21 protein-coding genes are annotated in these 24,353 nt (G+C 68.1%); 15 read left to right on the top strand and 6 right to left on the bottom strand.

Annotated elements, in window-relative coordinates:
- Positions 1-25: 25 nt before the first annotated feature.
- Positions 26-592 carry a TetR/AcrR family transcriptional regulator gene (locus tag GKZ92_RS12070; RefSeq protein WP_006360452.1) on the bottom strand — a complete coding sequence of 189 codons (567 nt, stop codon included), beginning with the start codon at positions 590-592 and terminating at the stop codon, positions 26-28.
- Positions 593-607: 15 nt separating this feature from the next.
- A complete protein-coding gene (locus GKZ92_RS12065) occupies positions 608-3,409 on the bottom strand; it encodes an aconitate hydratase (protein WP_040004350.1) in 2,802 nt (933 codons plus the stop codon).
- 298 nt (positions 3,410-3,707) lie between these two features.
- Here GKZ92_RS12065 and GKZ92_RS12060 point away from each other — a divergent pair, with 298 nt between their 5' ends.
- From GKZ92_RS12060 to GKZ92_RS12020, 9 genes are all read left to right on the top strand, one after another.
- Positions 3,708-4,337: an Rv1476 family membrane protein gene (locus GKZ92_RS12060; RefSeq protein ID WP_006360450.1), complete on the top strand. Its 630-nt coding sequence runs from the start codon at positions 3,708-3,710 to the stop codon at positions 4,335-4,337.
- Positions 4,338-4,706: 369 nt separating this feature from the next.
- Positions 4,707-6,239, top strand: a complete 1,533-nt coding sequence (locus GKZ92_RS12055) for an NlpC/P60 family protein (protein ID WP_127963010.1) — start codon at positions 4,707-4,709, stop codon at positions 6,237-6,239.
- Between the two features lie 142 nt (positions 6,240-6,381).
- Complete coding sequence (locus GKZ92_RS12050; RefSeq protein ID WP_006360448.1) at positions 6,382-7,587, top strand: AAA family ATPase; 1,206 nt, start codon at positions 6,382-6,384, stop codon at positions 7,585-7,587.
- On the top strand, positions 7,577-8,515 hold the full coding sequence (locus GKZ92_RS12045; protein ID WP_035751538.1) for a DUF58 domain-containing protein: 939 nt from the start codon (positions 7,577-7,579) through the stop codon (positions 8,513-8,515). Before GKZ92_RS12050 ends, GKZ92_RS12045 begins: the two co-directional genes overlap by 11 nt.
- A 3-nt stretch (positions 8,516-8,518) precedes the next feature.
- A complete protein-coding gene (locus GKZ92_RS12040) occupies positions 8,519-9,487 on the top strand; it encodes a VWA domain-containing protein (RefSeq protein WP_006360446.1) in 969 nt (322 codons plus the stop codon).
- 85 nt (positions 9,488-9,572) lie between these two features.
- Positions 9,573-10,307, top strand: a complete 735-nt coding sequence (gene fabG1, locus GKZ92_RS12035) for a 3-oxoacyl-ACP reductase FabG1 (protein WP_005194943.1) — start codon at positions 9,573-9,575, stop codon at positions 10,305-10,307.
- A gap of 70 nt (positions 10,308-10,377) precedes the next feature.
- Complete coding sequence (inhA, locus tag GKZ92_RS12030) at positions 10,378-11,217, top strand: NADH-dependent enoyl-ACP reductase InhA (RefSeq protein ID WP_006360445.1); 840 nt, start codon at positions 10,378-10,380, stop codon at positions 11,215-11,217.
- 17 nt (positions 11,218-11,234) lie between these two features.
- Positions 11,235-12,326, top strand: coding sequence for a ferrochelatase (locus GKZ92_RS12025; protein ID WP_035751541.1), 1,092 nt, complete (start codon positions 11,235-11,237; stop codon positions 12,324-12,326).
- A gap of 367 nt (positions 12,327-12,693) precedes the next feature.
- Complete coding sequence (locus tag GKZ92_RS12020) at positions 12,694-13,347, top strand: hypothetical protein (protein ID WP_035751543.1); 654 nt, start codon at positions 12,694-12,696, stop codon at positions 13,345-13,347.
- Positions 13,348-13,364: 17 nt separating this feature from the next.
- Here the strand turns inward: GKZ92_RS12020 and GKZ92_RS12015 are convergent, their stop codons facing one another.
- The gene (locus GKZ92_RS12015) at positions 13,365-14,195 is read right to left on the bottom strand and encodes a hypothetical protein (RefSeq protein WP_035751545.1); all 831 of its coding nucleotides are present in this window, start codon (positions 14,193-14,195) and stop codon (positions 13,365-13,367) included.
- A gap of 119 nt (positions 14,196-14,314) precedes the next feature.
- Here GKZ92_RS12015 and GKZ92_RS12010 point away from each other — a divergent pair, with 119 nt between their 5' ends.
- The 3 genes from GKZ92_RS12010 (at position 14,315) to GKZ92_RS12000 (ending at position 16,868) form a co-directional block, all read left to right on the top strand.
- Complete coding sequence (locus GKZ92_RS12010) at positions 14,315-15,142, top strand: DUF3097 domain-containing protein (RefSeq protein ID WP_006360441.1); 828 nt, start codon at positions 14,315-14,317, stop codon at positions 15,140-15,142.
- Positions 15,143-15,210: 68 nt separating this feature from the next.
- On the top strand, positions 15,211-15,639 hold the full coding sequence (locus GKZ92_RS12005; protein WP_035751548.1) for an NfeD family protein: 429 nt from the start codon (positions 15,211-15,213) through the stop codon (positions 15,637-15,639).
- Between the two features lie 44 nt (positions 15,640-15,683).
- A complete protein-coding gene (locus GKZ92_RS12000; RefSeq protein ID WP_035751550.1) occupies positions 15,684-16,868 on the top strand; it encodes an SPFH domain-containing protein in 1,185 nt (394 codons plus the stop codon).
- Between the two features lie 8 nt (positions 16,869-16,876).
- On the opposite strand, the gene GKZ92_RS11995 is transcribed toward GKZ92_RS12000, so the two are convergent.
- The 3 genes from GKZ92_RS11995 to GKZ92_RS11985 are packed head-to-tail and all read right to left on the bottom strand — an operon-like array spanning position 16,877 to position 18,938.
- Complete coding sequence (locus GKZ92_RS11995) at positions 16,877-17,506, bottom strand: hypothetical protein (RefSeq protein ID WP_006360438.1); 630 nt, start codon at positions 17,504-17,506, stop codon at positions 16,877-16,879.
- Positions 17,503-18,126, bottom strand: a complete 624-nt coding sequence (locus tag GKZ92_RS11990) for a hypothetical protein (RefSeq protein ID WP_006360437.1) — start codon at positions 18,124-18,126, stop codon at positions 17,503-17,505. Before GKZ92_RS11990 ends, GKZ92_RS11995 begins: the two co-directional genes overlap by 4 nt.
- A 53-nt stretch (positions 18,127-18,179) precedes the next feature.
- The gene (locus GKZ92_RS11985; protein WP_006360436.1) at positions 18,180-18,938 is read right to left on the bottom strand and encodes a TVP38/TMEM64 family protein; all 759 of its coding nucleotides are present in this window, start codon (positions 18,936-18,938) and stop codon (positions 18,180-18,182) included.
- Between the two features lie 164 nt (positions 18,939-19,102).
- Here GKZ92_RS11985 and GKZ92_RS11980 point away from each other — a divergent pair, with 164 nt between their 5' ends.
- From GKZ92_RS11980 to meaB, 3 genes are read left to right on the top strand one after another with little or no spacing between them, the layout of a single operon-like run.
- Positions 19,103-21,037: a methylmalonyl-CoA mutase family protein gene (locus GKZ92_RS11980; protein WP_155225305.1), complete on the top strand. Its 1,935-nt coding sequence runs from the start codon at positions 19,103-19,105 to the stop codon at positions 21,035-21,037.
- Complete coding sequence (gene scpA, locus GKZ92_RS11975) at positions 21,034-23,319, top strand: methylmalonyl-CoA mutase (RefSeq protein ID WP_035751552.1); 2,286 nt, start codon at positions 21,034-21,036, stop codon at positions 23,317-23,319. The genes GKZ92_RS11980 and scpA overlap by 4 nt, the downstream gene beginning before the upstream one ends.
- The gene (gene meaB / locus GKZ92_RS11970; protein WP_006360433.1) at positions 23,319-24,317 is read left to right on the top strand and encodes a methylmalonyl Co-A mutase-associated GTPase MeaB; all 999 of its coding nucleotides are present in this window, start codon (positions 23,319-23,321) and stop codon (positions 24,315-24,317) included. The genes scpA and meaB overlap by 1 nt, the downstream gene beginning before the upstream one ends.
- The last annotated feature ends 36 nt before the right edge of the window (positions 24,318-24,353 follow it).

The following is a 24,353-nucleotide window of genomic DNA, read 5'->3' as shown; positions in this document are numbered from 1 at the left end:
CCCTTCGAGCAGGCTTGCCGGTGGGTCAGTCCTTGGCCCGCACCGATTCCTCGACGAGGTCGAGGACCGCGTGCAGGTCGTCGGTGGGCTGACCCGACGCCAGTCGGGTGATCAGTCCGTCGAGAACGAGGTCGAGGTACTTCAACAGGACGTCGGTGGGGACGTCGTCGCGGAGGCGCCCGGCCTGGCGGCCTCGTTCGAGACGCCTGAGGGTGGCTTGTTCGAGTTCGGCCGACCGGGCCATCCACTCAGCCCGGAAGCTGTTGTCGGTACGCAACTTTCGCGCGATCTCGAGGCGGGTGCCGAGCCAGTCGAAATCCTCCGGCCGCGTGAGCATGTCACGCATGACCTGCACCAGACCCTCTTCGGCGGCGACATCCGCCATCCGCTCGGCGTCCTCATGCGCGAGCGCGAGGAAGAGCGCCTCCTTGTCCCGGTAGTGGTGGAAGATCGCGCCACGGGACAGGCCCGTGGACTCCTCGATCCTCTTGACGGTCGCACCGTCGTATCCGTACTCCGCGAAGCAATGCCGCGCGCCGTCGAGAATCTCCCGACGACGCGCGGCAAGGCGGTCATCACTGACCTTGGGCACGTCGCGTGCTCCTTGTCAGCCGTTGATCATGTTCCGCAGCACGTACTGCAGGATGCCTCCGTTGCGGTAGTAATCGGCTTCGCCGGGGGTGTCGATGCGGACCTTCGCATCGAACTCCACCTTCGAGCCGTCCTCCTTGGTGGCGGTGACGTGCACGGTCTTCGGGGTCTTGCCCTCGTTGAGTTCCTCGATACCGGCGATGTCGAAGGTCTCCGTGCCGTCGAGGCCCAGCGACTTGTGCGACTCACCCTCGGGGAACTGCAGCGGGATGACGCCCATACCGATCAGGTTCGAGCGGTGGATGCGCTCGAAGCTCTCGGTGATGACCGCCTTGACGCCCAGCAGGCTGGTGCCCTTGGCCGCCCAGTCGCGCGACGAACCGGTGCCGTACTCCTTGCCGCCGAGGACGACGAGCGGGATGTTCTGCTCGGCGTAGTTCTGCGCGGCGTCGTAGATGAACGACTGCGGTGCACCCTCCTGGGTGAAGTCGCGGGTGTAACCACCGGACACACCGTCGAGCAGCTGGTTCTGCAGGCGGATGTTGCCGAAGGTCGAGCGGATCATCACCTCGTGGTTGCCACGACGGGCGCCCAGCGAGTTGTAGTCCTTGCGAGCCACACCGTTGGCGTCGAGGTACTGCGCGGCGGGGGTGCCGGGCTTGATCGTCGACGCGGGGGAGATGTGGTCGGTGGTCACCGAGTCGCCGAGCTTTGCGAGGACGCGAGCGCCCTTGATGTCGGAGACGGGCGACGGCTCGAGCTGCATGCCCTCGAAGTACGGAGGCTTCCGCACGTAGGTGGACTTCTCGTCCCACTCGAAGGTCTTGCCCGACGGGGTGGGCAGGTTCTGCCAGCGCTCGTCGCCCTTGAAGACGTCGGCGTAGTCGGCGGCGTACTGCTCCGGCGAGATCGACGAGGCGATGGTCGCCTCGATCTCCTCGTTGGTCGGCCAGATGTCCTTGAGGAAGACGTCGTTGCCGTCGGTGTCCTTGCCCAGCGGGTCGTTCTCGAAGTCGAAGTCCATCGTGCCGGCGAGGGCGTAGGCGATGACCAGCGGCGGCGACGCCAGGTAGTTCATCTTCACGTCGGGGTTGATGCGACCCTCGAAGTTACGGTTGCCCGAGAGCACCGCGGTGGCGGTCAGGTCGTTGTCGTTGATCGCCTTCGAGATCTCCTCGGGCAGCGGACCCGAGTTGCCGATGCAGGTGGTGCAGCCGTAGCCGACCAGGTAGAAGCCGAGCTTCTCCAGGTAGGGCCACAGACCGGCCTTCTCGTAGTAGCCGGTGACGACCTGCGAACCGGGAGCCATCGAGGTCTTGACCCACGGCTTGGAGGTCAGGCCCTTCTCGACCGCCTTCTTGGCGAGCAGCGCGGCGCCGAGCATGACCGACGGGTTGGAGGTGTTGGTGCAGCTGGTGATCGACGCGATGGTCACGATGCCGTGGTCGAGGATCATCGAGCCGCGCTCTTCGGAGTCCACGCGCACCGGGTTGGTCGGGCGGCCCTCGGCGCCGTTGGCGGCCGAGTGCAGGGGCTCCGCGTCATCGTCGGCGAAGGTCAGCGTGGCCGGGTCGGAGGCCGGGAAGGTCTCCTCGACGGCCTCGTCGAGCTTGGTGTGAGCCGGGCTGTTGCCGTTCTCGACGTAGTTGTGGATGTCCTTGCGGAAGGCGTTCTTGGCGTCCCACAGTTCGATGCGGTCCTGCGGGCGCTTGGGACCGGCGATCGACGGGACGACTTCGGCGAGATCGAGCTCGAGGTACTCCGAGTACACGGCCTCCTCGGCGTCCTTCTCCAGCCACATGCCCTGTTCTTTGGCGTAGGCCTCCACGAGGGCGAGCGTCTCCTCGCTGCGGCCGGTGAGCCGCAGGTACTTCACGGTCTCTTCGTCGATGGGGAACATCGCACAGGTCGAACCGAACTCGGGGCTCATGTTGCCGATGGTGGCGCGGTTGGCCAGCGGCACCTCGGCGACGCCGTTGCCGTAGAACTCGACGAACTTGCCGACCACACCGTGCTTGCGGAGCATCTCGGTGATGGTGAGGACCACGTCGGTCGCGGTCACGCCGGGCTTGGTGGAACCGGTCAGCTTGAAGCCGACCACGCGGGGGATGAGCATCGAGACCGGCTGGCCGAGCATCGCGGCCTCGGCCTCGATACCGCCGACGCCCCAGCCCAGGACGCCGAGACCGTTCTCCATCGTGGTGTGCGAGTCGGTGCCGATGCAGGTGTCGGGGTAGGCGACGCCGTCACGGACCATGATCGAACGCGCGAGGTGCTCGATGTTGACCTGGTGGACGATGCCGGTGCCCGGCGGAACGACGCGGAAGTCGTCGAAGGCGCCCTGGCCCCAGCGGAGGAACTTGTAGCGCTCCTCGTTGCGCTGGTACTCGATTTCGACGTTGCGCTCGAAGGCCTGGGCGTTGCCGAAGGCCTCGATGATCACGGAGTGGTCGATGACCATCTCGGCGGGCGCGAGCGGGTTGACCTTGTCCGGGTCACCGCCGAGCTCCTTGACGGCGTCGCGCATCGTGGTGAGGTCCACGATGCAGGGCACGCCGGTGAAGTCCTGCATGATCACGCGGGCCGGCGTGAACTGGATCTCGATGCTCGGTTCGGCACTCGGATCCCAGTTCGCCAGGGCCTCGATGTGTTCCTTGGTGATGTTGGCGCCGTCCTCGGTACGGAGGAGGTTCTCGGTCAGCACCTTGAGGGCGTAGGGGAGTTTCTCGGCGCCCTTGACGGCGTTCAGGCGGTAGATCTCGTAGCTGTTGTCGCCGACGTCCAGCGTGCCGCGGGCGCCGAAGGAATTGATACTCACGTCTAAATCCACTCTCCTCGTGTACCGACGGGCTGCGTCGGCAATGCTCGATGAATTTCTGAACCCGGCGGGCTGCACCGGTGCCATCGGATGTCCGCGAGGCGACCCGCGACAACATCGTCCAGTCTAACAGTACGAGCGTACTGTCCAAGCGGGGTGTCGACGACACGCCGTCGACGACTCACGCTGTGGGCGAATACCCGGACGAGACCATTGTGTCGTACCGTGCAGGTCGAAGTCCGGCGAGCGTCCGCTTTGCTCGCCGCGGGGTGTTACCGACAGACAGGGGTGAGGACAGATGGGTCCCGAGCCGACGATGATGGTGCTGGCCGCACCCGCGGAGAACACCGAACTCACCGGGCTCGTCGGCGTCGACATGGCGCAACTGTCGCGCGACATCGCCGACGACGGGGTCGCCGGCGCCACCCCTGAGCAGGTCCCGGCGATGCTCGAGGTCATCGAGTACGCCAAGAGCAAGGGCCAGGACTTCAGCTTCGTGGTCGTCGACCAGGTCCAGCCTCGGTTCAGCCTCTACCGCGACATCGCCAATCAACTCCAGGAGCAGGTCGGCGGCACCGTCATCGTCCTCGGACCGAACTCGGTGGGCAGCTCCTCGCCGGAGTTCAGCCGCGTCATCCAGGAGCAGGCGACGCAGAACCTGACCCTGACCGACCCGCCCGGGGCGGCCCGGCAGATGGTCGACTCGATGACCGATTCGCACATCGATTGGACCGTCGTCGGTCTGCTCCTCATCCTCGTCGTCGTCCTCGGTGCGGTCGGTGCGCGATTCCGCACGCGGCGCGCCCGCGCGGCGGCCGTGACCGGTGCGCTCGGTCCCGTGACCCCCACCGGGGCGGGTACCGCGTCGTCCGACGACGCGGACGCCCCTCGCGACGCGACCCCGGCCGACTCGTCGGCCTCCACCTGACCTCTCATCTGGTCGTTCCCCGGCGTCGCTGACGACCGCTTCCCGCGGTCCGGCGGCGCCGTCGTCGTCGTGTGGCGCCCGAACCGGTTCGTCTACCGGTTTGTTGCGAATTCGAGACCTGGGCCATGGTGGTGAACTATCTGCAGTTCACAGCATTTTCCCAGGTAATCACCTCTTTGTAATTCATAACTTCCGGTTTTCTCGTGTGGTTGATGTGACGTACGGTTCTGATGTCGCATGTGTGACCTGTGTTTCCTGCAGGGGCGGATGCGACGAATGTGCAGGGTGAGGTCGGGGCGGCCCACAGCGGCCGTTCGATCGACATCCGGGGATCGGACAGGTCTTCGGAAGGAACCGCGAGGAGTTCAGGTGAGGCGACTTAGAACAGGTGCGTCCTGGCCGGCGCGCGTCACGGCGGCCATGGCTGCCGTTCTCATCTGTGCGGTCGGCGCCGGTCATGCCGTCGCGACCCCGAAGAAGGCGCCCGAGTCGCCGGTGAGCGGACTGATCAACGAGATCGCCTCGGTGAACCAGGACATCGCCGACCTCGACGAGGCACTCGCGGTCCGGCAGGAGAACGTCAACCGCGCGATCGTCGACTTCCAGAACTCGCTCGCCCAGCGGCGGCTGGCGACCGTCGCCGCCCGCGGCGCGCGCACCGAGCTCGACCGCGCCGGCCAGGCCGTCACCGAGGCGCAGAAGGCCTTCGACAACTTCGTCCGACTCGCGTATCAGCAGGGCCCGGAGCAGGGTTCGATGTCGAACTACGTCGCGTCCCCGGACCCCCAGGCGGTCCTCGACCGGATGAAGCTTCTCGACCAGGTCGGCAAGAAGCAGCAGGAGACCATCCGTCGTCTCCAGGTCGCCCGCAACCAGAAGGCCAACCGCCTCGCCGCGGTCGAGGCGACCCGGCGGCAGGCGGCGTTCGCCGCCAAGAGCGCCGATCAGCGCAAGCGTGACGCACTGAGCGCGGTCACCGAGGCCAAGACCGCCATCGCCGACCAGCAGGAGCGCAAGTCCTCGCTGGTCGCCAAGCGTGATCGCGTGCAGAAGAAGATCGACTCGATCCGCGGATACGTGCCCAAGAAGCAGGCCGCCGGACCGTCGACCCGTGACCTGCTGAAGAACATCTTCCCGGCGGCCCCGACCCTCCCGGACCTGCCGACGACCAACGTCTCCGACAACGAACTGCTCGCGATCGCGGCGCGTGCCGCCGCCCGGATCGCCGTCGACGTGGGTTCCGCGGCTCTCGGCATGGGCCTCGACATGGGTTCGCAGATGCTCTCGACGATCATCGGCGAGCAGCGGCTCCCGCAGTCCGAACTCCTCAACGAGCTCGGCCTCGGAGGCATGGACCTCACCGGCAGCAGCGGCAACGACAGCCTGAGTTCCCGCCTGGGTTCGGGAAGCCTCGGCTCCCTGTTCGGCGGCTCCGGCGGCGGTGGCGGCTCCGGCGGCATGGTGCGGCCGGGTCTGCGCGGCCCGCAGGCGGTCGAGATCGTCGTCAACCGTGCACTGTCGCAGCTGGGCGTCACCTATGCCTGGGGTGGAGGCGACGTCAACGGTCCGACGCAGGGCATCCGCGACGGCGGCGTCGCCGACAGCTATGGCGACTACCGCAAGGTCGGCTTCGACTGCTCGGGTCTGATGATCTACGCCTTCGCCGGTGTCGGCATCGAACTGCCGCACTACACGGGCTACCAGTACACCTCGGGACCGCACTTCCCGCTCTCGCAGATGCGTCGCGGCGACATGATCTTCTACGGCCCGAACGCGAGCCAGCACGTCGCGCTCTACCTCGGTGACAACAAGATGGTCGAGGCCCCGCAGTCCGGCTCCGTCGTCAAGGTGTCGCCCCTGCGCACCAACGGTGCGATGCCCAACGTGGTCCGGCTGCTCTGAGAACGTCCGAACGACGGGCCGCGCATCTTCTTGGCGCCTTTTCAGTTCGCACGGCTAGGCTGGCACAAGCACACGGGGGTGTCTTCGGCCCCGACGTGGCCACACCAGTGAGCAGCAGAGTTCAGACGAACAGGAGCACGGGTTGACCGAATCGCACTCCCTCGACAAGGCGGCCACGGGGGACCCGGCCGCGGCAGGCGCCGACTCGTCGGTGCTGAGCGACGCCGACGTCGCACTGCTCGAGCGGGCCATCTACGAGGTCAAGCGCGTCATCGTCGGTCAGGACCAGCTCGTCGAGCGGATTCTCGTGGGCCTGCTCGCCCGTGGCCACATCCTCCTCGAAGGTGTCCCGGGTGTCGCGAAGACGCTCGCGGTGGAGACCTTCGCCAAGGTCGTCGGCGGTTCTTTCTCCCGTGTGCAGTTCACCCCCGACCTGGTGCCCACCGACCTCATCGGTACGCGTATCTACCGCCAGGGCCGTGAGGAGTTCGACACCGAACTCGGTCCGGTCGTCGCGAACTTCCTCCTCGCCGACGAGATCAACCGCGCGCCCGCCAAGGTGCAGTCCGCGCTCCTGGAGGTCATGGCCGAGCGGCACGTGTCGATCGGCGGCAAGACCTACGCGATGCCCGACCCGTTCCTCGTGATGGCGACGCAGAACCCCATCGAGAACGAAGGTGTCTACCCGCTGCCCGAAGCGCAGCGCGACCGCTTCCTGTTCAAGGTGCTCGTCGACTACCCGTCGGTCGAGGAAGAGCGGGAGATCGTCTACCGGATGGGCAACGTTCCGCCGACGGCCTCGCAGGTCCTCGACCCCGCGGCGATGCTGCGTCTGCAGAAGACCGCCGCGAACGTCTTCGTCCACCACGCGCTCGTCGACTACGTCGTCCGCGTCATCAACGCGACGCGCCGTCCGGCCGAGCTCGGTCTCTCCGACGTCGCGTCGTGGCTGTCCTACGGTGCCTCGCCGCGTGCGACGCTCGGCATCGTGGCCGCGGCTCGTGCGCTCGCGCTGGTCCGTGGACGCGACTACGTCATCCCGCAGGACATCGTCGAGATCATGCCTGATGTCCTCCGCCACCGCCTGGTGTTGTCCTACGACGCCCTGGCCGACGAGATCGACGCCGATCAGGTGATCACCCGGGTGCTGCAGACCGTGGGACTACCGCAGGTCGGTGCGCAGCCGGTGCAGTCGTCGTACCCGGCGGCACCTCAGGGCCAGGGGCAGGCCGGCGCGCCCCGGGCCGGTGCGTCCCAACCGGCCCCACAGGGCGCCAACGGCTATGCCGGACAGCAGGTTCCGCAGGGTTCCGGTCCCGTGAACCCGAATGCGCGGTATGGCGGCTAATCGCGACCTGCCGAGCCTCGGTGCCGGGCTGCTCGAGGAGCCCCAGCTCACCGCGGCTCTGAAGATGTTGGAGCTCACCGTTCGTCGCAAGCTCGACGGCGTGCTGCAGGGCGAGCACCTCGGACTCATCCCCGGCCCGGGTTCGGAACCGGGGGAGGCGCGTACCTACCAGCCGGGCGACGACGTCCGTCGGATGGAGTGGTCGGTCACCGCCCGCACCACCCAGCCGCATGTGCGCCAGATGATCGCCGACCGCGAGCTCGAGACGTGGCTCGTCGTCGACGCGTCGGCGAGCCTCGACTTCGGCACCGTCGGGTGTACCAAGCGCGACCTCGCAGTGGCCGCGGCCGCGGCGATCGTGCACCTCACCACCGGCGGCGGCAACCGGCACGGGGCGCTCGTGGTGACCGGTGACGACGTCGTCCGGGTGCCCGCGCGAGCCGGACGCGCCCACGCCCAGAACCTCCTCAAGGCGATCGCGACGACGCACCGCAGTGCGCCCGGCGTCCGCGGCGATCTCAAGGCCGGTATCGAGGCGCTGCGCCGTCCGCAGCGGCGCCGCGGTCTCGCGGTCGTGATTAGCGACTTCCTCGGGCCGATCGACTGGGAACGCTCGCTGCGTGCCATCGGCGCCCACCACGAGCTGCTGGCGGTCGAGGTGCTGGACCCGCGCGACCTCGAGCTGCCGGCGATCGGCGAGGTCACCCTGGCCGACGCCGAGTCGGGGGAGATCCACGACGTGACCGTCACCGAGGACCTGCAACGCGACTTCGCCGCCGCCGCCCGCGCCCATCAGCAGCGCGTGCACCGGACGCTGCGCAGTTGCGGAGGAGCGACGCTGTCACTCCGCACCGACCGCGAGTGGATCACCGACACCGTCAAGTTCATCGCCCAGCGACGACGCGGCCTCGCCGCCGGGGTGGGGTAGCCCATGCTGTCCAGCCCCTTCTGGTTGTTGCTGCTGCTCGTCGTGGCCCTACTCGGTGCTGCGTACGTGTACATGTTGCGTCGCCGCAGGCAGCGGGCGCTGACCTTCGCGAACCTCGATCTCCTGAAGTCCGTCGCTCCCGCCGACCGCAACCGGCTGCGCCACGTGCCGATCGCGCTGCTGATCATCTCGCTGATCCTGTTGACGGTGGCTCTGTCCGGACCGCAGGCCGACCGCAAGGTCCCGCGCAACAAGGCGACGGTGATCCTCGTGATGGACGTGTCCCGGTCGATGAACGCGACCGACGTCTCGCCGTCACGCATCAAAGCCGCGCAAGAGGCGGCGAAGAAGTTCGCCGACGAGCTGACCGAGGGCATCAACCTCGGCCTGATCTCCTTCGCGGGCACCGCGGCGAGTCTGGTCTCGCCGACCCCGGACCACAACGCGACCAAGGTCGCCGTCGACAAGCTGAGACTCGACGACAAGACGGCGACCGGCGAGGGCATCTTCGCAGCGTTGCAGCAGATCAGCACACTCAACGCCGTTCTCGGCGGCGGAGAGGCGGCCCCGCCGGCGCGGGTCGTGCTCCTGTCGGACGGCAAGGAGACCGTGCCCGACGATCCCGACGACCCGCGCGGCGCCTTCACCGCGGCACGGAAGGCCAAGGAAGAGAAGATCCCGGTCTCCACGATCTCCTTCGGCACCCGGACGGGCACCGTCGAACTCGAGGGTGATCGCGTGCCGGTCCCCGTCGACGACGATTCGCTGCGCAAGATCGCGAACCTCTCCGGCGGAGACTTCTTCACCGCGGCGAGCCTAGACGAGCTCAACAAGGTCTACGAGAAACTGCAGAACGAGATCGGCTACGAGACACGACGCGGGGACAACTCGAAGCCGTGGCTGATCGCGGGTACGTTGTTCGCGCTGGTCTCGGCGTTTGCAGCCCTCGCGATCAACCGCAGGCTGCCCTGACCCGACCCCGGGCCCGGGCCACCGGCAGCCACGTCCGACGACCACCGCGACGCCGACCCAAACAGAACGGATAGGTTAGACACCCATGACGGCATCCAGCAACGAAGCGCAGAACCCTTCCCGTTCGGTCCTGGTGACCGGCGGCAATCGCGGGATCGGCCTCGCCGTGGCCCAGCGCCTGGCCGCCGACGGCCACAAGGTCGCGGTCACCCATCGCGGCTCCGGTGCCCCCGAGGGACTGTTCGGCGTGAAGTGCGACGTCACCGACTCGGAGTCGGTCGACGCGGCCTTCGCCGAGGTCGAGGCCCATCAGGGCCCGGTGGAGATCCTGGTGGCCAACGCGGGCATCACCGACAACATGCTGCTCATGCGTCTGTCCGAGGAATCCTTCGAGAAGGTCCTCGACGCCAACCTCACCGGCGCCTTCCGCTGCGCGAAGCGCGCCACCAAGGGGATGCAGCGCGCCAAGTGGGGCCGCATGATCTTCCTCGGCTCGGTCGTCGCGATGTCGGGCATCCCCGGCCAGGTCAACTACGCGGCGTCCAAGGCCGGTCTCATCGGCATGGCGCGCTCTATCGCCCGTGAGATCGGATCGCGCAACATCACCTCCAACGTCGTCGCGCCGGGCTTCATCGAGACCGACATGACCGCCGCCATGGAGGATCGCTACATCGAGATGGCCAAGCAGGCCATTCCGCTGGGTCGTACCGGCAAGCCGGAGGACGTCGCCGCCGCGATCAGCTTCCTCGCCTCCGACGAGGGCGGCTACATCTCCGGCGCGGTCATCCCGGTCGACGGCGGCATGGGCATGGGCCACTGATCCTCCGGGTCACCACCGGCCGACGGCCACACCACATCTCAATCAACGTCGATCTCAGGAGCACATCTTCGTGAGCGGAATCCTGGACGGGAAGACCGTCCTCATCACGGGCATCATCACCGATGCGTCGATCGCCTTCCACGCGGCCGCCATGGCGCAGGAGCAGGGCGCGACGGTGATCATCACCGGCATCCCGGAGCGGCTGCGGCTGATCGACCGCATCGCCAAGCGCCTGCCGAAAGAGGTGCCGCCGGCCATCGGGCTCGACGTCACCAACGAGGAAGACCTCGAGTCGCTCGCCGACAAGATCCGCGAGATCGCCCCGCAGGGCATCGACGGTGTCATGCACTCGATCGCGTTCGCGCCGCGCACCCTGATGGGCCCGGAGGCCAAGCCGTTCCTCGAGGGTCCCGGCCCCGACGCCGCCAAGGCGTTCGAGATCTCGGCCTGGAGCTACGCGTCGCTGGCCCGCGCCGTGCTGCCGGTCATGAACGAGGGTGGCTCCATCGTGGGTATGGACTTCGACCCGCGCACCGCCATGCCGTACTACAACTGGATGGGCGTGGCCAAGGCCGCCCTCGAGTCGGTGAACCGGTACGTCGCGCGAGAAGTGGGCAACGCCAAGAACATCCGCTCCAACCTGGTCGCCGCCGGACCCATCAAGACCCTCGCGGCCAAGGCCATCGCCGGCACCGCGACCGACGACGCCAAGCAGCTCAACATGCTCAACGAGTACTGGGACGGCGCGTCGCCCATCGGCTGGGACGTCGACGACCCGACCGTGGTCGCCAAGTCGGTCTGTGCCCTGCTGAGCGACTGGCTGCCCGGCACCACCGGTTCCATCGTCTACGTCGACGGCGGCGCCAGCCACAACACCTGGTTCCCGGAGGGCATGACCTCCGGGTCGTGAGCCCGGGGAGAGACGTCGTGGAGACCGCCTTCGATTCCGTCCTGTTCCTGTCCTTCGGTGGTCCCGAGGGTCCCGACGAGGTCATGCCCTTCCTGGAGAACGTGACCCGGGGCCGGGGCATCCCGCGCGAACGCCTGGAATCGGTGGCGGAACACTATCTGCACTTCGGCGGGGTGTCGCCGATCAACAGGTTGAACCTGGACATGATCGACGGCCTCCGCGCCGATCTGGCACGCCGCGGTCTCGATCTGCCGGTGTACTTCGGCAATCGCAACTGGCACCCCCTGGCCGAGGACACCCTGGCCGAGATGTACCGGGCCGGGCATCGTCGCATCCTGGTCTTCCCGACATCCGCCTGGGGTGGCTACTCGGGGTGCCGTCAGTACCACGAGGACATCGACCGGTCCCTCAAGGCACTCGCCGATCGTGAGCCCGGGTCCACGACGCCCGAGGGTGCCGTGGTGCTCCGCAAACTGCCGCAGTACTGGTCGCATCCGGCATTCACCGCGGCCGGCGCCGACGCCGTCCGTCGCGCCATCGAGAAGCTCGGCGAGTCCGAGGACCCGGTGCGGCTGGTGTTCACCGCGCACTCCGTCCCGAGCTCGGCCGACGCCGCGTCCGGACCGGCTGCCGAGGGCGGTGGTCTCTACTCGCGCCAGGTGATGGCCGCCTCGCAGGCCGTTGCCGACGCACTCGGCGTCGACGACTTCGACCAGGTCTGGCAATCGCGGTCGGGCCCCCCGCAGATCCCGTGGCTCGAACCGGACATCTGCGATCATCTGGAAGAACTTGCGGCGCAGGGTGTTCGCCGGGTTGTGGTCTATCCCGTCGGATTCATCTCCGATCACCTCGAGGTGATCTGGGACCTCGACAACGAGGCAGCCGAGACGGCGCAGCGACTCGGGATGGACTACGTGCGGGCCGACACCGTCGGCACTGATCCGCGCTTCGTCGAGATGATCGGCGAAATCGTGGAGAACTACGTCGGCGGCGCCGGCGATCTCGCTGCGATGGGCTGCGGCGACAACGGTCGGGTGTGTCGAGACCGTTGCTGTGTGCCCGCCGCACGGCCGTCGCGGCCGTCGGCCCACGCATCTGACGGTACGTAGAGACAGCTGATCTCAAGCCCATTGTTAACGATCGTTTCGATGAGTTCGTTGCATCATTTGCGATGATAACAATCGGATAACAGGAGTCGTCATATATGGCTCCGTTGTTCGACAGATGACATTCTGTGGATACGCTGCCTCCCCCCGGGCAGCGATTACCAGAGAGAGGAATCTGCAATGGCAGATGGACCAATCGAATTGGACGGCGAGATTCTCGGACCGATCCTGGACACCCTGATCACCGGCTCGCTCGAGGAAGAAACGCCGACCGTGTGAGAAGTCTTCTCGGGTGGGCCGCGTCGATGACGCGGCCCACCCGTTTTTCTGCGTCGTTTCCGGCATGTCGCACCGGGGAATGCGAGCTGCGATGACTGATGAACAGTACGAATCGATCGAAACGGTCACACTCACCGGCGACGATCTCGACCCGGTCATCGAGTTGCTCGCAGACGGTCTCGACGAGATTCCGTTGTACTCGTGGCTGCTCGGGGAACACATGGCCGACCGCTCTCTGCGGAAATGGTTGGCGGAAATCCTCGTACGACCATTGCTGAACGCGAAATGCGTCGTCGGTGCCCGGCGCGGCGTACGTCTCGTCGGATTGCTGGTGTTTCAGCCGCACGACGCCGATCTGGCCGTCGACGGCAAGCCGCCGCTGACGCCGGCCGACTTCGCCGCGGTCGCGACCGTTCCCGGGGTGCGCGAACGTGTCGCGGAGCTGTTGACCAGTTCGAAGCTCGCGCCTCCGGCGGACGACGCGGTCAACCTCCGGATCGGGGTCGTGGCGCAATCCGAACGCGGCGGCCGGGCCACGATCGGCATGATGCGCGAGATGGAGCGGTTCTGCACGGCCGCATCTCGACCCTATTACGCGTGGACGGGTTCGGAGAGTCTGCGTCGCTACTACACCGAGGTCTGGGGTGCCACCGAGTTCGGGGTCGAGGACTGGAACGGCATCACGATGTACGGACTCGTCTCCGACCGGCCACCGCGGCGCCGGACCTGGTCCGAGCCGGTCTGACACGTACCGCTCGCAGGTCAGCGGCGGAGCAGCTCACCGATCGTGTGATTGACCGCGGCCGCCCGTGCGGTCCGGGTGAGCGTCTGCAACCCGCGCAGGGCGGAGTCGCCCGAATCCCATTGCCCCGCAGTGTCGCCGATCTCGACCCGGCGGGCGCCCGCCAGATCGACGATGGCCTCGACCTGGGCGGCGGTGTCGATCAGGCGCGTCGAGCGGGTGTCGAGCGCATGTGGGGGCAGGGCGACGCGATGCCGGGCGGTGAGGGCCGCGAGTTCCTTGCGGAGGTCGCCGGCGTCGACCGACCGGCGTCCGCCGAGCCCGCCGATGATCGACGCGGCATCGCGAACGGCTTGCCGGAGATCGTATTCCAGGTCACCGGCGGACGGCCCGGACGACACGAGGTGGGCGAGGTCCAGCCGATCCGCATACCGGAAGGTCGTCCACCGGCACGTCACGTACGGGGGATCGACGCCGAGAGTGGAGAACTCGGGGACGAGTGCGAGGGTTCCGGCCGTATCGGAGTCGTCGACGAGGAGTACCTCGCCGGCGACCAGCGCTTTCGCTGTCGCAGGATGCGGTGGCAGGCCCTGCGGATCGCCGGTGGAGGGCAGGCGCACCACCAGCTGCCGGGCCGGTTTCAGGGAACCCAGCAGGTTCACCATGCGGTTCCCGGATCCCGTTGCGGACCTGGACTGTTCGGTCGACACCTCATGCCGGTCGGCTGATTCGGCGAGCGCCTCGATCACGTCGTCGGGGGAGCAGCGGCCGGCGAGCCACGCGGCCGCCCACGCGCCCAGTGCGCAGGTCGGCCAGGCGACGGTGGAGGGGAGGATGTCGCTGCGATTCATCAAGGAGCCAGGATACCACCGGGCCCCGACCGGTCGCCGGGCGTGGCAACCCGCCGCCGGGAGTCCGGGCGCTTACGGTGTTGGGCGCAGATGTCCAGGGACCGAAGAGGTGGAGCGCGATGGATGACCGGTACGGGCGCGATGTGCTGTCTCAGCCACGCCGGGCCAAGCCGCGTCCGGTGGAGGTCGCGGCCGAACGCGATCTCGTCGTGGAAGACGCCGCGACCGGTTTCTGTGGTGCCGTCGTCGGCCTGGAGAAGAGCTACGCCGGTGACCTCGTCCGCCTCGAGGACCGGCACGGCCGGACCCGCGTGTTCCTGATGAACCCCGGCGCCTTCCTGATCGACGGCCGGACAGTGACCCTCGTCCGGCCGCGCACACGTGGACCCCAGAAGCCCGCCATGACGGCGTCGGGTTCCCGCGCCGCGCCCCGCACCCGGGCTCGCACCGCGCGGGCCAGCCGGATCTTCGTGGAGGGTGTGCACGATGCGACCCTGCTCGAACGGGTGTGGGGCGACGACCTGCGGGCCGAGGGCGTGGTCGTGGTGAGCCTCGACGGTCTCGACAACCTCGACGAGGCGCTCGCCGAGTTCCAGCCCGCGCCGCATCGTCGCGCGGGCGTTCTCGTCGACCATCTCGTGGCCGGTTCGAAAGAGGCCCACCTCACCGCAGAGGTCGGCGAGCACGTGCTGGTGTGCGGGCATCCCTACATCGACGTCTGGGAGGCGGTGAAGCCCGCCTCGGTCAAGATCCGGGCCTGGCCGACGATCCCGCGCGGCACCGACTGGAAGACCGGGGTGTGTGCCGAGCTCGGCTGGGGCGACCCGCGGGACGGCTGGCGCCGGGTGCTGGGCGGGGTCAGCAGCTTCCGCGACCTCGAAGTGCCACTCCTGCGATCGGTGGAGGAACTGATCGACTTCGTCACCGCGGCCGAAGAGGCCGGTTAGCGTCGGATCCGCGCGCTCGCGCATCGAACGCGCCGAGGCTGCTCGGACATCTCTGGCAGACTGGACACATGAGCGCCCTGCTGTGGTTGGCGGCCGCGATCGTCCTGGTGGTCGCGGAGATGTTCGGTGGCGAACTGGTGCTGCTCATGTTGGCCGGTGGTGCCTTGGCCGCGGCCGGTGTGGATTTCGTGTGGGAGCCGCCCCTCTGGGTGGACGGCCTGGTGTTCGCGGCGGTGTCGATGCTGCTGCTCGTCGCGGTGCGCCCGGTTGCCAAGCGCCACATGCTCAATCGCCCCTCTGTGCTGATGAACACCGAGGCCCTGGAGGGGCAGCCGGCGGTCGTCACCGAGACGGTCGACGGCGACGACGGCCGCGTGAAGATCGGCGGTGACATCTGGTCGGCGCGGTCGGTCGATCCCGCACAGGTGCTCGAACCCGGAACCCATGTGACCGTCGTCGAGATCGACGGTGCGACCGCGGTGGTGTGGCACGTCTGATAGCTCGATCCGACCTGCTCGACGGTTCGCGAGAAAGGTGAATTGTGGACGATTTCCAGATCTTCGGCCTGGTGGTGGTGGTACTGCTGGTCCTGCTCGTGGCGGTGGTACTGGTCAAATCGGTGGCCCTGATCCCGCAGGCGGAGGCCGCGGTGATCGAACGTCTCGGCCGCTACACGCGCACCGTGTCAGGGCAGTTGACGCTGCTGCTGCCGTTCATCGACCGGATTCGCGCGCGGGTCGACATCCGTGAACGGGTCGTGTCCTTCCCGCCGCAACCGGTGATCACCGAGGACAACCTCACCCTGTCCATCGACACTGTCGTCTACTTCCAGGTGACCAATCCGCGGTCGGCCGTCTACGAGATCGACAACTACATCGCCGGCGTCGAGCAGCTCACCATCACCACCCTGCGCAACGTGGTCGGCGGTATGACCCTCGAAGAGACCCTGACCTCTCGCGACTCCATCAACGGGCAGCTGCGCGGAGTGCTCGACGAGGCGACCGGCCGTTGGGGCCTGCGTGTCGCCCGCGTCGAACTCAAGTCGATCATGCCTCCGCCGTCGATCCAGGAGTCGATGGAGAAGCAGATGAAGGCCGATCGCGAGAAGCGCGCGACGATCCTGGCCGCAGAAGGTCAGCGTGAGTCGGCGATCAAGACCGCCGAGGGCAACAAGCAGTCGCAGATCCTCGCCGCCGAGGGTGCCAAGCAGGCCGCGATCCTCGCCGCCGAGGCGGAGCGGCAGTCGCGCATCCTGCGTGCCCAGGGTGATCGTGCGGCGGCCTACCTGAACGCGCAGGGCGAGGCGAAGGCCATCGAGAAGACCTTCGCGGCGATCAAGGCGGCCAAGCCGACCCCGGAACTCCTTGCCTACCAATACCTCCAGCAGTTGCCGGAGATGGCGAAGGGGGAGGGCAGCAAGGTCTGGGTGGTGCCCTCCGATTTCGGTTCGGCGCTCCAGGGTTTCGCGAAGTCCTTCGGCATCCAGGGCGACGACGGGGTGTTCCGGTACGAGCCGACCGACTCGCCGCCCTCACAGGTCGACGAGTCGGAGACCGAGGACTGGTTCTCGCTGGCATCCGATCCCAAGGTCGCGCAGGCCGTTGCCGAGGCCGAGGCGGTGGCCCGCAAACCCGTCGCCCCCGAGATCGGCACCGGTGTGGGCCGGTTGTCACGTCATGCGTCGCTCGGCGCCGCGATCGAGGAGACCGGAACCACCCCGGGTTAGACCGGCCGTCAGGTGGTGACCAGGTGTGCGATCCCGGCGAGGCCGATCGCCCAGAGCACCGAGGCGAAGGTGCCCATGATGAACTGCTCCGACGCCTGCGGCGCACGTAGTTCGGGATAGCGCGCGAGGCTCTTCACCGCCAGGATGATCGCCAGACCCTCCGGCCATCCGGCCATCAGCGTCGTGACGACGGCCAGCCGCTCGAGATGACCGATGACGCGGCCGCCCCGGAGTGGTCCTACCTCGTTCGGGTCGGACTGTTCGGTATCTGCGTCGTCCGGGGTCTCGGTGTCATCGGGGCTCTCCGGGTCAGGCGTCGGCGTCGGGTTCGCCCGGACACCACCCAGTTTGAGGACCGCCCGCACCACCGGGCCACCACCCGTGACCGCAGCCACGGCCGCGATCACCGTCGCCGCCGCGGCGGGGAACCCGGCTGCGGGTCCGGCGGTGGCGGCGACGACCGCCGTCGCCCCGGCGAGTCCCAGCAGAATCGTGAGTCCGACGGCGTGGACGATTGTCGCCGACGGCGGCACGGTGAGACCGTCGAGTGCGCGGTCACGCATGAGCCGCTCCACCCCGAGCCACCCCACAGGTGCGATGGCGGTCAGCACGAGCAGGACGAGGGCGATCCCGGTCATCGCGCGACCTCCCCGTCCGGCGCCTGCTCGACGGCGTGGAGGCGGTCGGCCTCGGCGAGTGCATCGGCGAGGAGGTCCAGCGAATCGGGTTCCAGATCCCAGCCGGCGGCGCGGAGTCGTTGGCTCATGGCCTGGGGTGAGATGTCGAGGACGCCCGCCGCGTCGGCCTGGGTGAGTCCTCGCCGCATGAGTGCCACCGCCTCGATGCCGGCAGCGCTTCGGGTGGCGACGATGTCGCTGATCAGCCGGCCGGCGGTTTGTGCGTGGCGGCACCATCGGGCATCGGGGCCGCGTACACACAGCGGTATGCGTTGCCGCTTGGCCGCCTCGACCGCGTCCCGGGCGTAGAGGAAAGCGGCTCCGCGGCCTGCGCGGGTCGAGGCGGGGAGCGGCTGTTCGACGTCGCCGGTTCCGATGCCGACGCTCCAGTGACCGTCGGCGGTCAGTTCGACGGCGAGCTGTGCGAGGGTCACCGGGTCGTCGAGGACGCCTTGGATCTCGTCGCCCGCGGTGCGCTCGAAGGGGCGAACCGAGTCGATGGTGCGCAGCCGGTCGAGCACGGCTTCGACGCGATCGATGTCGGTGCGGCTGCCGCGCTGGTCGACGGTCATGACGAACATCACACAAGCCTACTGGCTTGATTAGGACTGATCAAGCCTTTTGGCTGGACCGATCAATCATCAGAACTTGATTCGTCCTTCTCAAGTCTGGGAGGTTGAGGGCTTCCGGTGGTCACCGGCAACCGAGCGTCGAGGACCAGTCCGGCGATCCCGACCGCGAAGAGTGCTCCGCTGATCAGAAGCTGCGCGGGGTTGGTGTCGCCGGTCAGCGAATCGCCGAGCATCACCACCGCCGCGGTTCCGGGGGCCATGCCGATGATGCTCGCCACGGTGAACGGCAGTGGCCGTACCGAAGACAAAGCCGAGCAGTAGTTGGCGACGGAGAACGGACAGGCCGCGATCAGGCGGAGCGAGCCGACGGCCAGCCAACCGCGCCGTTCCAGGCGGTACTCGACGGCCTTGACGACCGGCTTCTTGAGAAACGGTCGCACCCGGTCGCGGCCGAGCACACGCACGAGTCCGAAGGCCGCGACCGCCGCGATCGACGACGCGATCATCGCGCCCACGAAGCCGACGACGGGGCCGAAGAAGATCCCGGACATGACGGTGAAGGTCGAGCGGGGGATCGGGGCGATTGTGACAACGGCGTACGCCGTGAAGAACAGCCACGGAAAGGCCGGACCGAGGTCGTCGCCCCAGGCGCGGACGCTGCCGATCGAGGGGAGCGGGATGAAGTAGGAGCCGAGCAGGACCAGGGCCACGACCGCCGCTGCGACGAGTGCGCGCCGGACGACCCGCCGGTCGAAGGTGACGCGGCGTCGGCTGCCCGTCGCGTCGGGTGTCACCTCGGTGACGGGAGCTGGCTCGGGCACCCGGACACTCTACTCCGGACTGCACGGGGCGCCTCGACGTCGCGACCTGCTCGCACCCGTTGCGTGGTCCATTTCACGCCGACCTCGGTGATGGGCCGAGCGAGCGATCGGCTAAGGTCGTGTACGCGCTCGCACAGAGCATTCACGGAGGTGTGCTTCCCCACATGCCACAGCAAACTGACCAGCCCAAACCCGAGTCAGATCTCGATGGCGCCTACCAGGCGTGGTCGAAGGCCGCCGCGGCCGTTCTGGCGAAATCGCGTCGGGTGGACGTCGACGAGCTCCCGGATACACCGGAGGCCCTGCTCTCGACCGACACCGCCGACGGGCTGACCATCCGGCCGCTGTACACACGTCGCGACGAGACGACCGAACCCGGCCTGCCGGGCCGGTTCCCGTTCGTCCGCGGCGCCGATCCCGCCCGTGACGTGACCACCGGGTGGCGCGTCACCGAGCGGTTCGGCGACGACGAGACCCCGGCCGAGGACGTCAACGAACTCGTTCTCGAGGCGATGACCAACGGCACCAGCGGACTCTGGCTGTCCGTCGGCAAGCCCGGTGGCGGTCTCGGTGTCACCGACCTCGCCGCCGTCCTGCGCGGCGTCTACCTCGACCTCGTGCCGGTGACGCTCGACGCCGGCACCGAGGGCATCGCCGCCGCCCGGGAACTGCTGGCTCTCAAGGAGAAGGCGCAGGCCGCACCGGTCGCCGCCGCTCCCACCGCGGCGACCACGCATTCCTTCGGGCTCTCGCCGCTGACCGCGGCGTTCTCCGGCCGGGCCACGGTCGACGCCGACGAGGCCACGGCACTTGCCGCGTCGAACCTCCCCGTCGGGGTCCGGACCTTCCGCGTCGACGGCAGCGACTTCGCAACCGCGGGTGCCGACAACGGCCTCGAACTCGCCCTCGTGGTGGCCGCCGCGGTGGCGCACCTGCGTGACCTGACCGCCGCCGGCCTGTCCGCCGAGGCGGCCCTGAACCAGATCACCTTCGGTGTCTCGGCCGACGACGACCAGTTCGCGACGATCGCCAAGTTCCGTGCGCTGCGCAAGATCTGGGCCCGTGTGGCCGAGGTCGTCGGTGCACCCGACGCCGGTGGGGCGATCACCCACGGCGTCACGGACCTGTCGATGTACTCCCAGCGTGACCCGTGGGTCAACATGCTGCGCAGCACCATCGCCGCCTTCGGCGCGGGTGTCGGCGGCGCCGACCAGCTGACGGTCCTGGCCTACGACGCGACGATCCCGGCGGACAAGCGCACCTCGAGTGCGTCCTTCTCACGCCGCATCGCCCGCAACACCCAGCTGCTGCTGCTCGAGGAGTCCAACATCGGACGAGTCCTCGACCCGGCCGGCGGTTCGTGGTTCGTCGAGTCGCTGACCGACGACCTCGCCGCCAACGCGTGGGCCGTCTTCACCGAGGTCGAGGCCGCCGGTGGCTACCGCGCCGCCCTGGACAACGGCTGGATCGCCGAGAAGGTCGGGGCCTCGCTGGCCCGCCGCGACGCCGAGGTCGCGCACCGTCGCATCTCGGTCACCGGTGTCAACGAGTTCCCGAACATCGACGAGCGGGCCCTCTCCGACGCCCAGGGCGTCCCGGCGTCGAACGTGACCGACGTGGTCACCGGAACCCCGAAGCTGGCCCGTGTCGGCCGTGCCTTCGAAGCACTGCGCGACCGGTCCGATGTGGTGCTCGCCGAGCAGGGTGCGCGCCCGTCGGTCCTGCTCATCCCGCTGGGCAGCGTCGCCGAACACAACGGTCGCACCACGTTCGTGGCCAACCTGCTGGGTGCCGGCGGCATCACCGTCGTCAACCCGGGTCCGCTGACCGCCGACAGGATCGGCGACGCGGTTGCCGGTGCGAACACCCCGATCGCGGTCATCTGCGGCACCAAGGCCCGCTACGCCGACGAAGGTCCGGCGGCCCTCGCCGCCGCCCGCGCGGCCGGTCTCGCGAAGGTCCTGCTCGCCGGCCCGGACCGGGAATGGCCCGAGTCCGGCGATCGTCCGGACGGTTCGCTGCGTGTCGGCATCGACGCGGTGAGCACGCTCTCCGAACTCCTCGATCAGCTTCTCTCAACCTCGGGAGCGACGGCATGACCCAGACCGAACCCAAACTGTCACAATCCAACTCGGGCCGGTCGATCCCGAGCTTCGCCGGGGTCGAGCTCACCGACGGAACGGCGGCAGCAGCAGCCGGACCGGGCGCGCCCGTCACCGAGGAACTGGCGTCGGCGCACGGCTACTCGGTCGACCAGGTCACCTGGAACACCCCCGAGCAGATCGACGTCGCGCCGGTGTACACCCGCACCGACCGGAACGCGATCCTCGACGACGCCGAGCACCCGTACCCGCTCGACTCGGTTCCGGGTGAGGCGCCGTTCATCCGTGGCCCGTACCCGACGATGTACGTGAACCAGCCGTGGACGATCCGCCAGTACGCGGGCTTCTCGACCGCCGCCGAGTCCAACGCCTTCTACCGCCGCAACCTCGCGGCCGGCCAGAAGGGTCTGTCGGTGGCCTTCGACCTCGCAACCCACCGCGGCTACGACTCCGACCACCCGCGCGTCGCCGGCGACGTCGGCATGGCCGGTGTGGCGATCGACTCGATCCTCGACATGCGTCAGCTTTTCGACGGCATCGACCTGGGCAACGTCTCGGTGTCTATGACGATGAACGGTGCGGTGCTGCCGATCCTGGCGCTCTACGTCGTGGCGGCCGAGGAGCAGGGTGTGCCGCCGGAGAAGCTGGCGGGGACCATCCAGAACGACATCCTCAAAGAGTTCATGGTCCGCAACACCTACATCTATCCGCCGAAGCCGTCGATGCGGATCATCTCGAACATCTTCGAATACACCAGCCAGAAGATGCCGAAGTTCAACTCGATCTCGATCTCCGGCTACCACATCCAGGAAGCCGGCGCGACCGCCGACCTGGAGCTGGCCTACACGCTGGCCGACGGCGTCGAGTACATCCGCGCCGGTCTCGAGGCCGGTCTCGACATCGACAAGTTCGCTCCGCGTCTGTCCTTCTTCTGGGGCATCGGCATGAACTTCTTCATGGAGGTGGCCAAGCTGCGCGCGGCGCGTCTCCTGTGGAGCGAGCTCGTCGCCGAGTTCGGTCCGAAGAACGCCAAATCGCTGTCGCTGCGCACGCATTCGCAGACCTCGGGCTGGTCGCTGACCGCGCAGGACGTGTTCAACAACGTGGCCCGCACCTGTGTCGAGGCGATGGCGGCGACCCAGGGTCACACCCAGTCGCTGCACACCAACGCGCTCGACGAGGCGATCGCCCTGCCGACCGACTTCTCGGCCCGTATCGCGCGCAACACCCAGCTGCTGCTGCAGCAGGAGTCGGGTACCACCCGCCCGATCGACCCGTGGGCCGGCTCGAACTACGTCGAGACGCTGACCCACCAGCTGGCGCAGAAGGCGCGCAAGCACATCCGCGAGGTCGAAGAGGCCGGCGGCATGACGCAGGCCATCAACGAGGGTCTGCCGAAGCTGCGCATCGAGGAGGCCGCGGCCCGCACCCAGGCCCGTATCGACTCGGGTCAGCAGCCGCTGATCGGCGTGAACAAGTACCAGGTGGCCGACGACGAGGAGATCGAGGTCCTCAAGGTCGAGAACTCCAAGGTGCGCGCCGAGCAGCTCGAGAAGCTCAACACCCTTCGCACGCAGCGTGATTCCGCTGCGGTCGAGGCGGCCCTGGCCGACCTGACCCGCGCCGCGGCGTCGTCGGAGGGTGGCATGGAGAACAACCTGATGGCCCTGGCCATCGAGGCTGCGCGTCATCAGGCGACGGTCGGGGAGATCTCCGAGGCGCTCGAGAAGGTCTATGGTCGCCATCAGGCCGAGATCAAGACGATCAGCGGGGTGTACCGACATGAGGCAGGCGAGGTGAGCAACATCGACGCGGCCATCGAGGCAGTGCGCCAGTTCGCCGAGGCCGAGGGTCGCCAGCCGCGCGTGCTGGTCGCCAAGATGGGTCAGGACGGCCACGACCGCGGCCAGAAGGTCATCGCGACGGCGTTCGCCGACCTCGGCTTCGACGTCGACGTGGGCCCGCTGTTCGCCACGCCGGAGGAGGTGGCCGCCCAGGCCGCCGACAACGACGTGCACGTGGTGGGTGTGTCCTCGCTGGCAGCCGGTCACCTCACCTTGGTTCCCGCCCTGCGGGAGGCGCTCAAGGAAGTGGGGCGCGAGGACATCATGATCGTCGTCGGCGGTGTCATCCCGCCGGGCGATTTCGCCGAGCTCTACGAGGCCGGCGCCGCCGCGATCTTCCCGCCCGGATCGGTCATCGCCGACTCGGCCGTGGAGCTCATCGGCAAGCTCGCCGACACCCTCGGCCTGGAGCTGCCCGGGGTGGCCGCGAACTGATGGCGGACAGTCCTCGGCGTCGGGTCGACGTCGACGCGCTGGCCGATGCCGTCCTGGCCGATCGCCGCGCCGACCTGGCGCGCGCGATCACCCTGGTGGAATCCAAGCGCCCCGATCATCGGGCCGCCGCCCAGGAATTGCTGCTGAAGCTGACCCCGCACGCGGGCAACTCGTTCCGGGTCGGCATCACCGGCGTTCCGGGCGTTGGCAAGTCGACGACCATCGAAGCGCTCGGCATGCACCTGGTCGAGCTCGGGCACAAGGTGGCGGTTCTCGCCGTCGACCCCAGTTCGACACGCACCCGCGGGTCGATCCTCGGTGACAAGACCCGTATGGGCCGCCTGTCGACGGAGAAGAACGCCTACATCCGGCCGTCGCCGACGTCGGGCACGCTCGGCGGTGTGGCCAAGGCGACCCGTGAGTCGATCGTGCTCGTGGAGGCCGCCGGCTTCGACGTCGTGCTCGTGGAGACCGTCGGCGTCGGGCAGTCCGAGGTCACCGTCGCCAACATGGTCGACACCTTCACCTTCCTGACGCTGGCCCGCACCGGGGATTCGTTGCAGGGCATCAAGAAGGGCGTCCTGGAACTCGCCGACGTGGTCGTGGTGAACAAGGCCGACGGCAAGCACCTCAACGAGGCGAAGGGCGCGGCGCGCGAACTGCGCAACGCGCTCGGGCTGATCTATCCGCACGACGCCCTGTGGACGCCGCCGGTCCTGACGATGAGCGCGATCGAGAAGACCGGCGTCGACGAGTTCTGGAACACGGTCGTCAAGCACAACCAGACCCTCAGGGAGGCCGGCGAGTTCACCGCCCGCCGCAACCAGCAGCAGATCGACTGGACGTGGTCGATGGTCCACGACATCGTGCTCAGCAGGCTCGCGGAGTCGCCCAGCGTCCGCGACATCCGCGACGAGGTCGAGGACGAGCTGCGCGAAGGTGTGTTGACGCCGGCACTCGCCGCGCAGCGCATCGTCGACGCTTTCGACAACAGGTAGGTGAAGTCGGCGATCTGAGCCGAGTCGCCTCACGGT

The sequence above is a fragment of the Gordonia sp. 135 genome, assembly GCF_009720185.1.
GTDB lineage: Bacteria > Actinomycetota > Actinomycetes > Mycobacteriales > Mycobacteriaceae > Gordonia > Gordonia alkanivorans.
The sequence above is the reverse complement of the archived record's forward strand: the minus strand, read 5'-3'. Positions and strand labels throughout refer to the sequence as shown.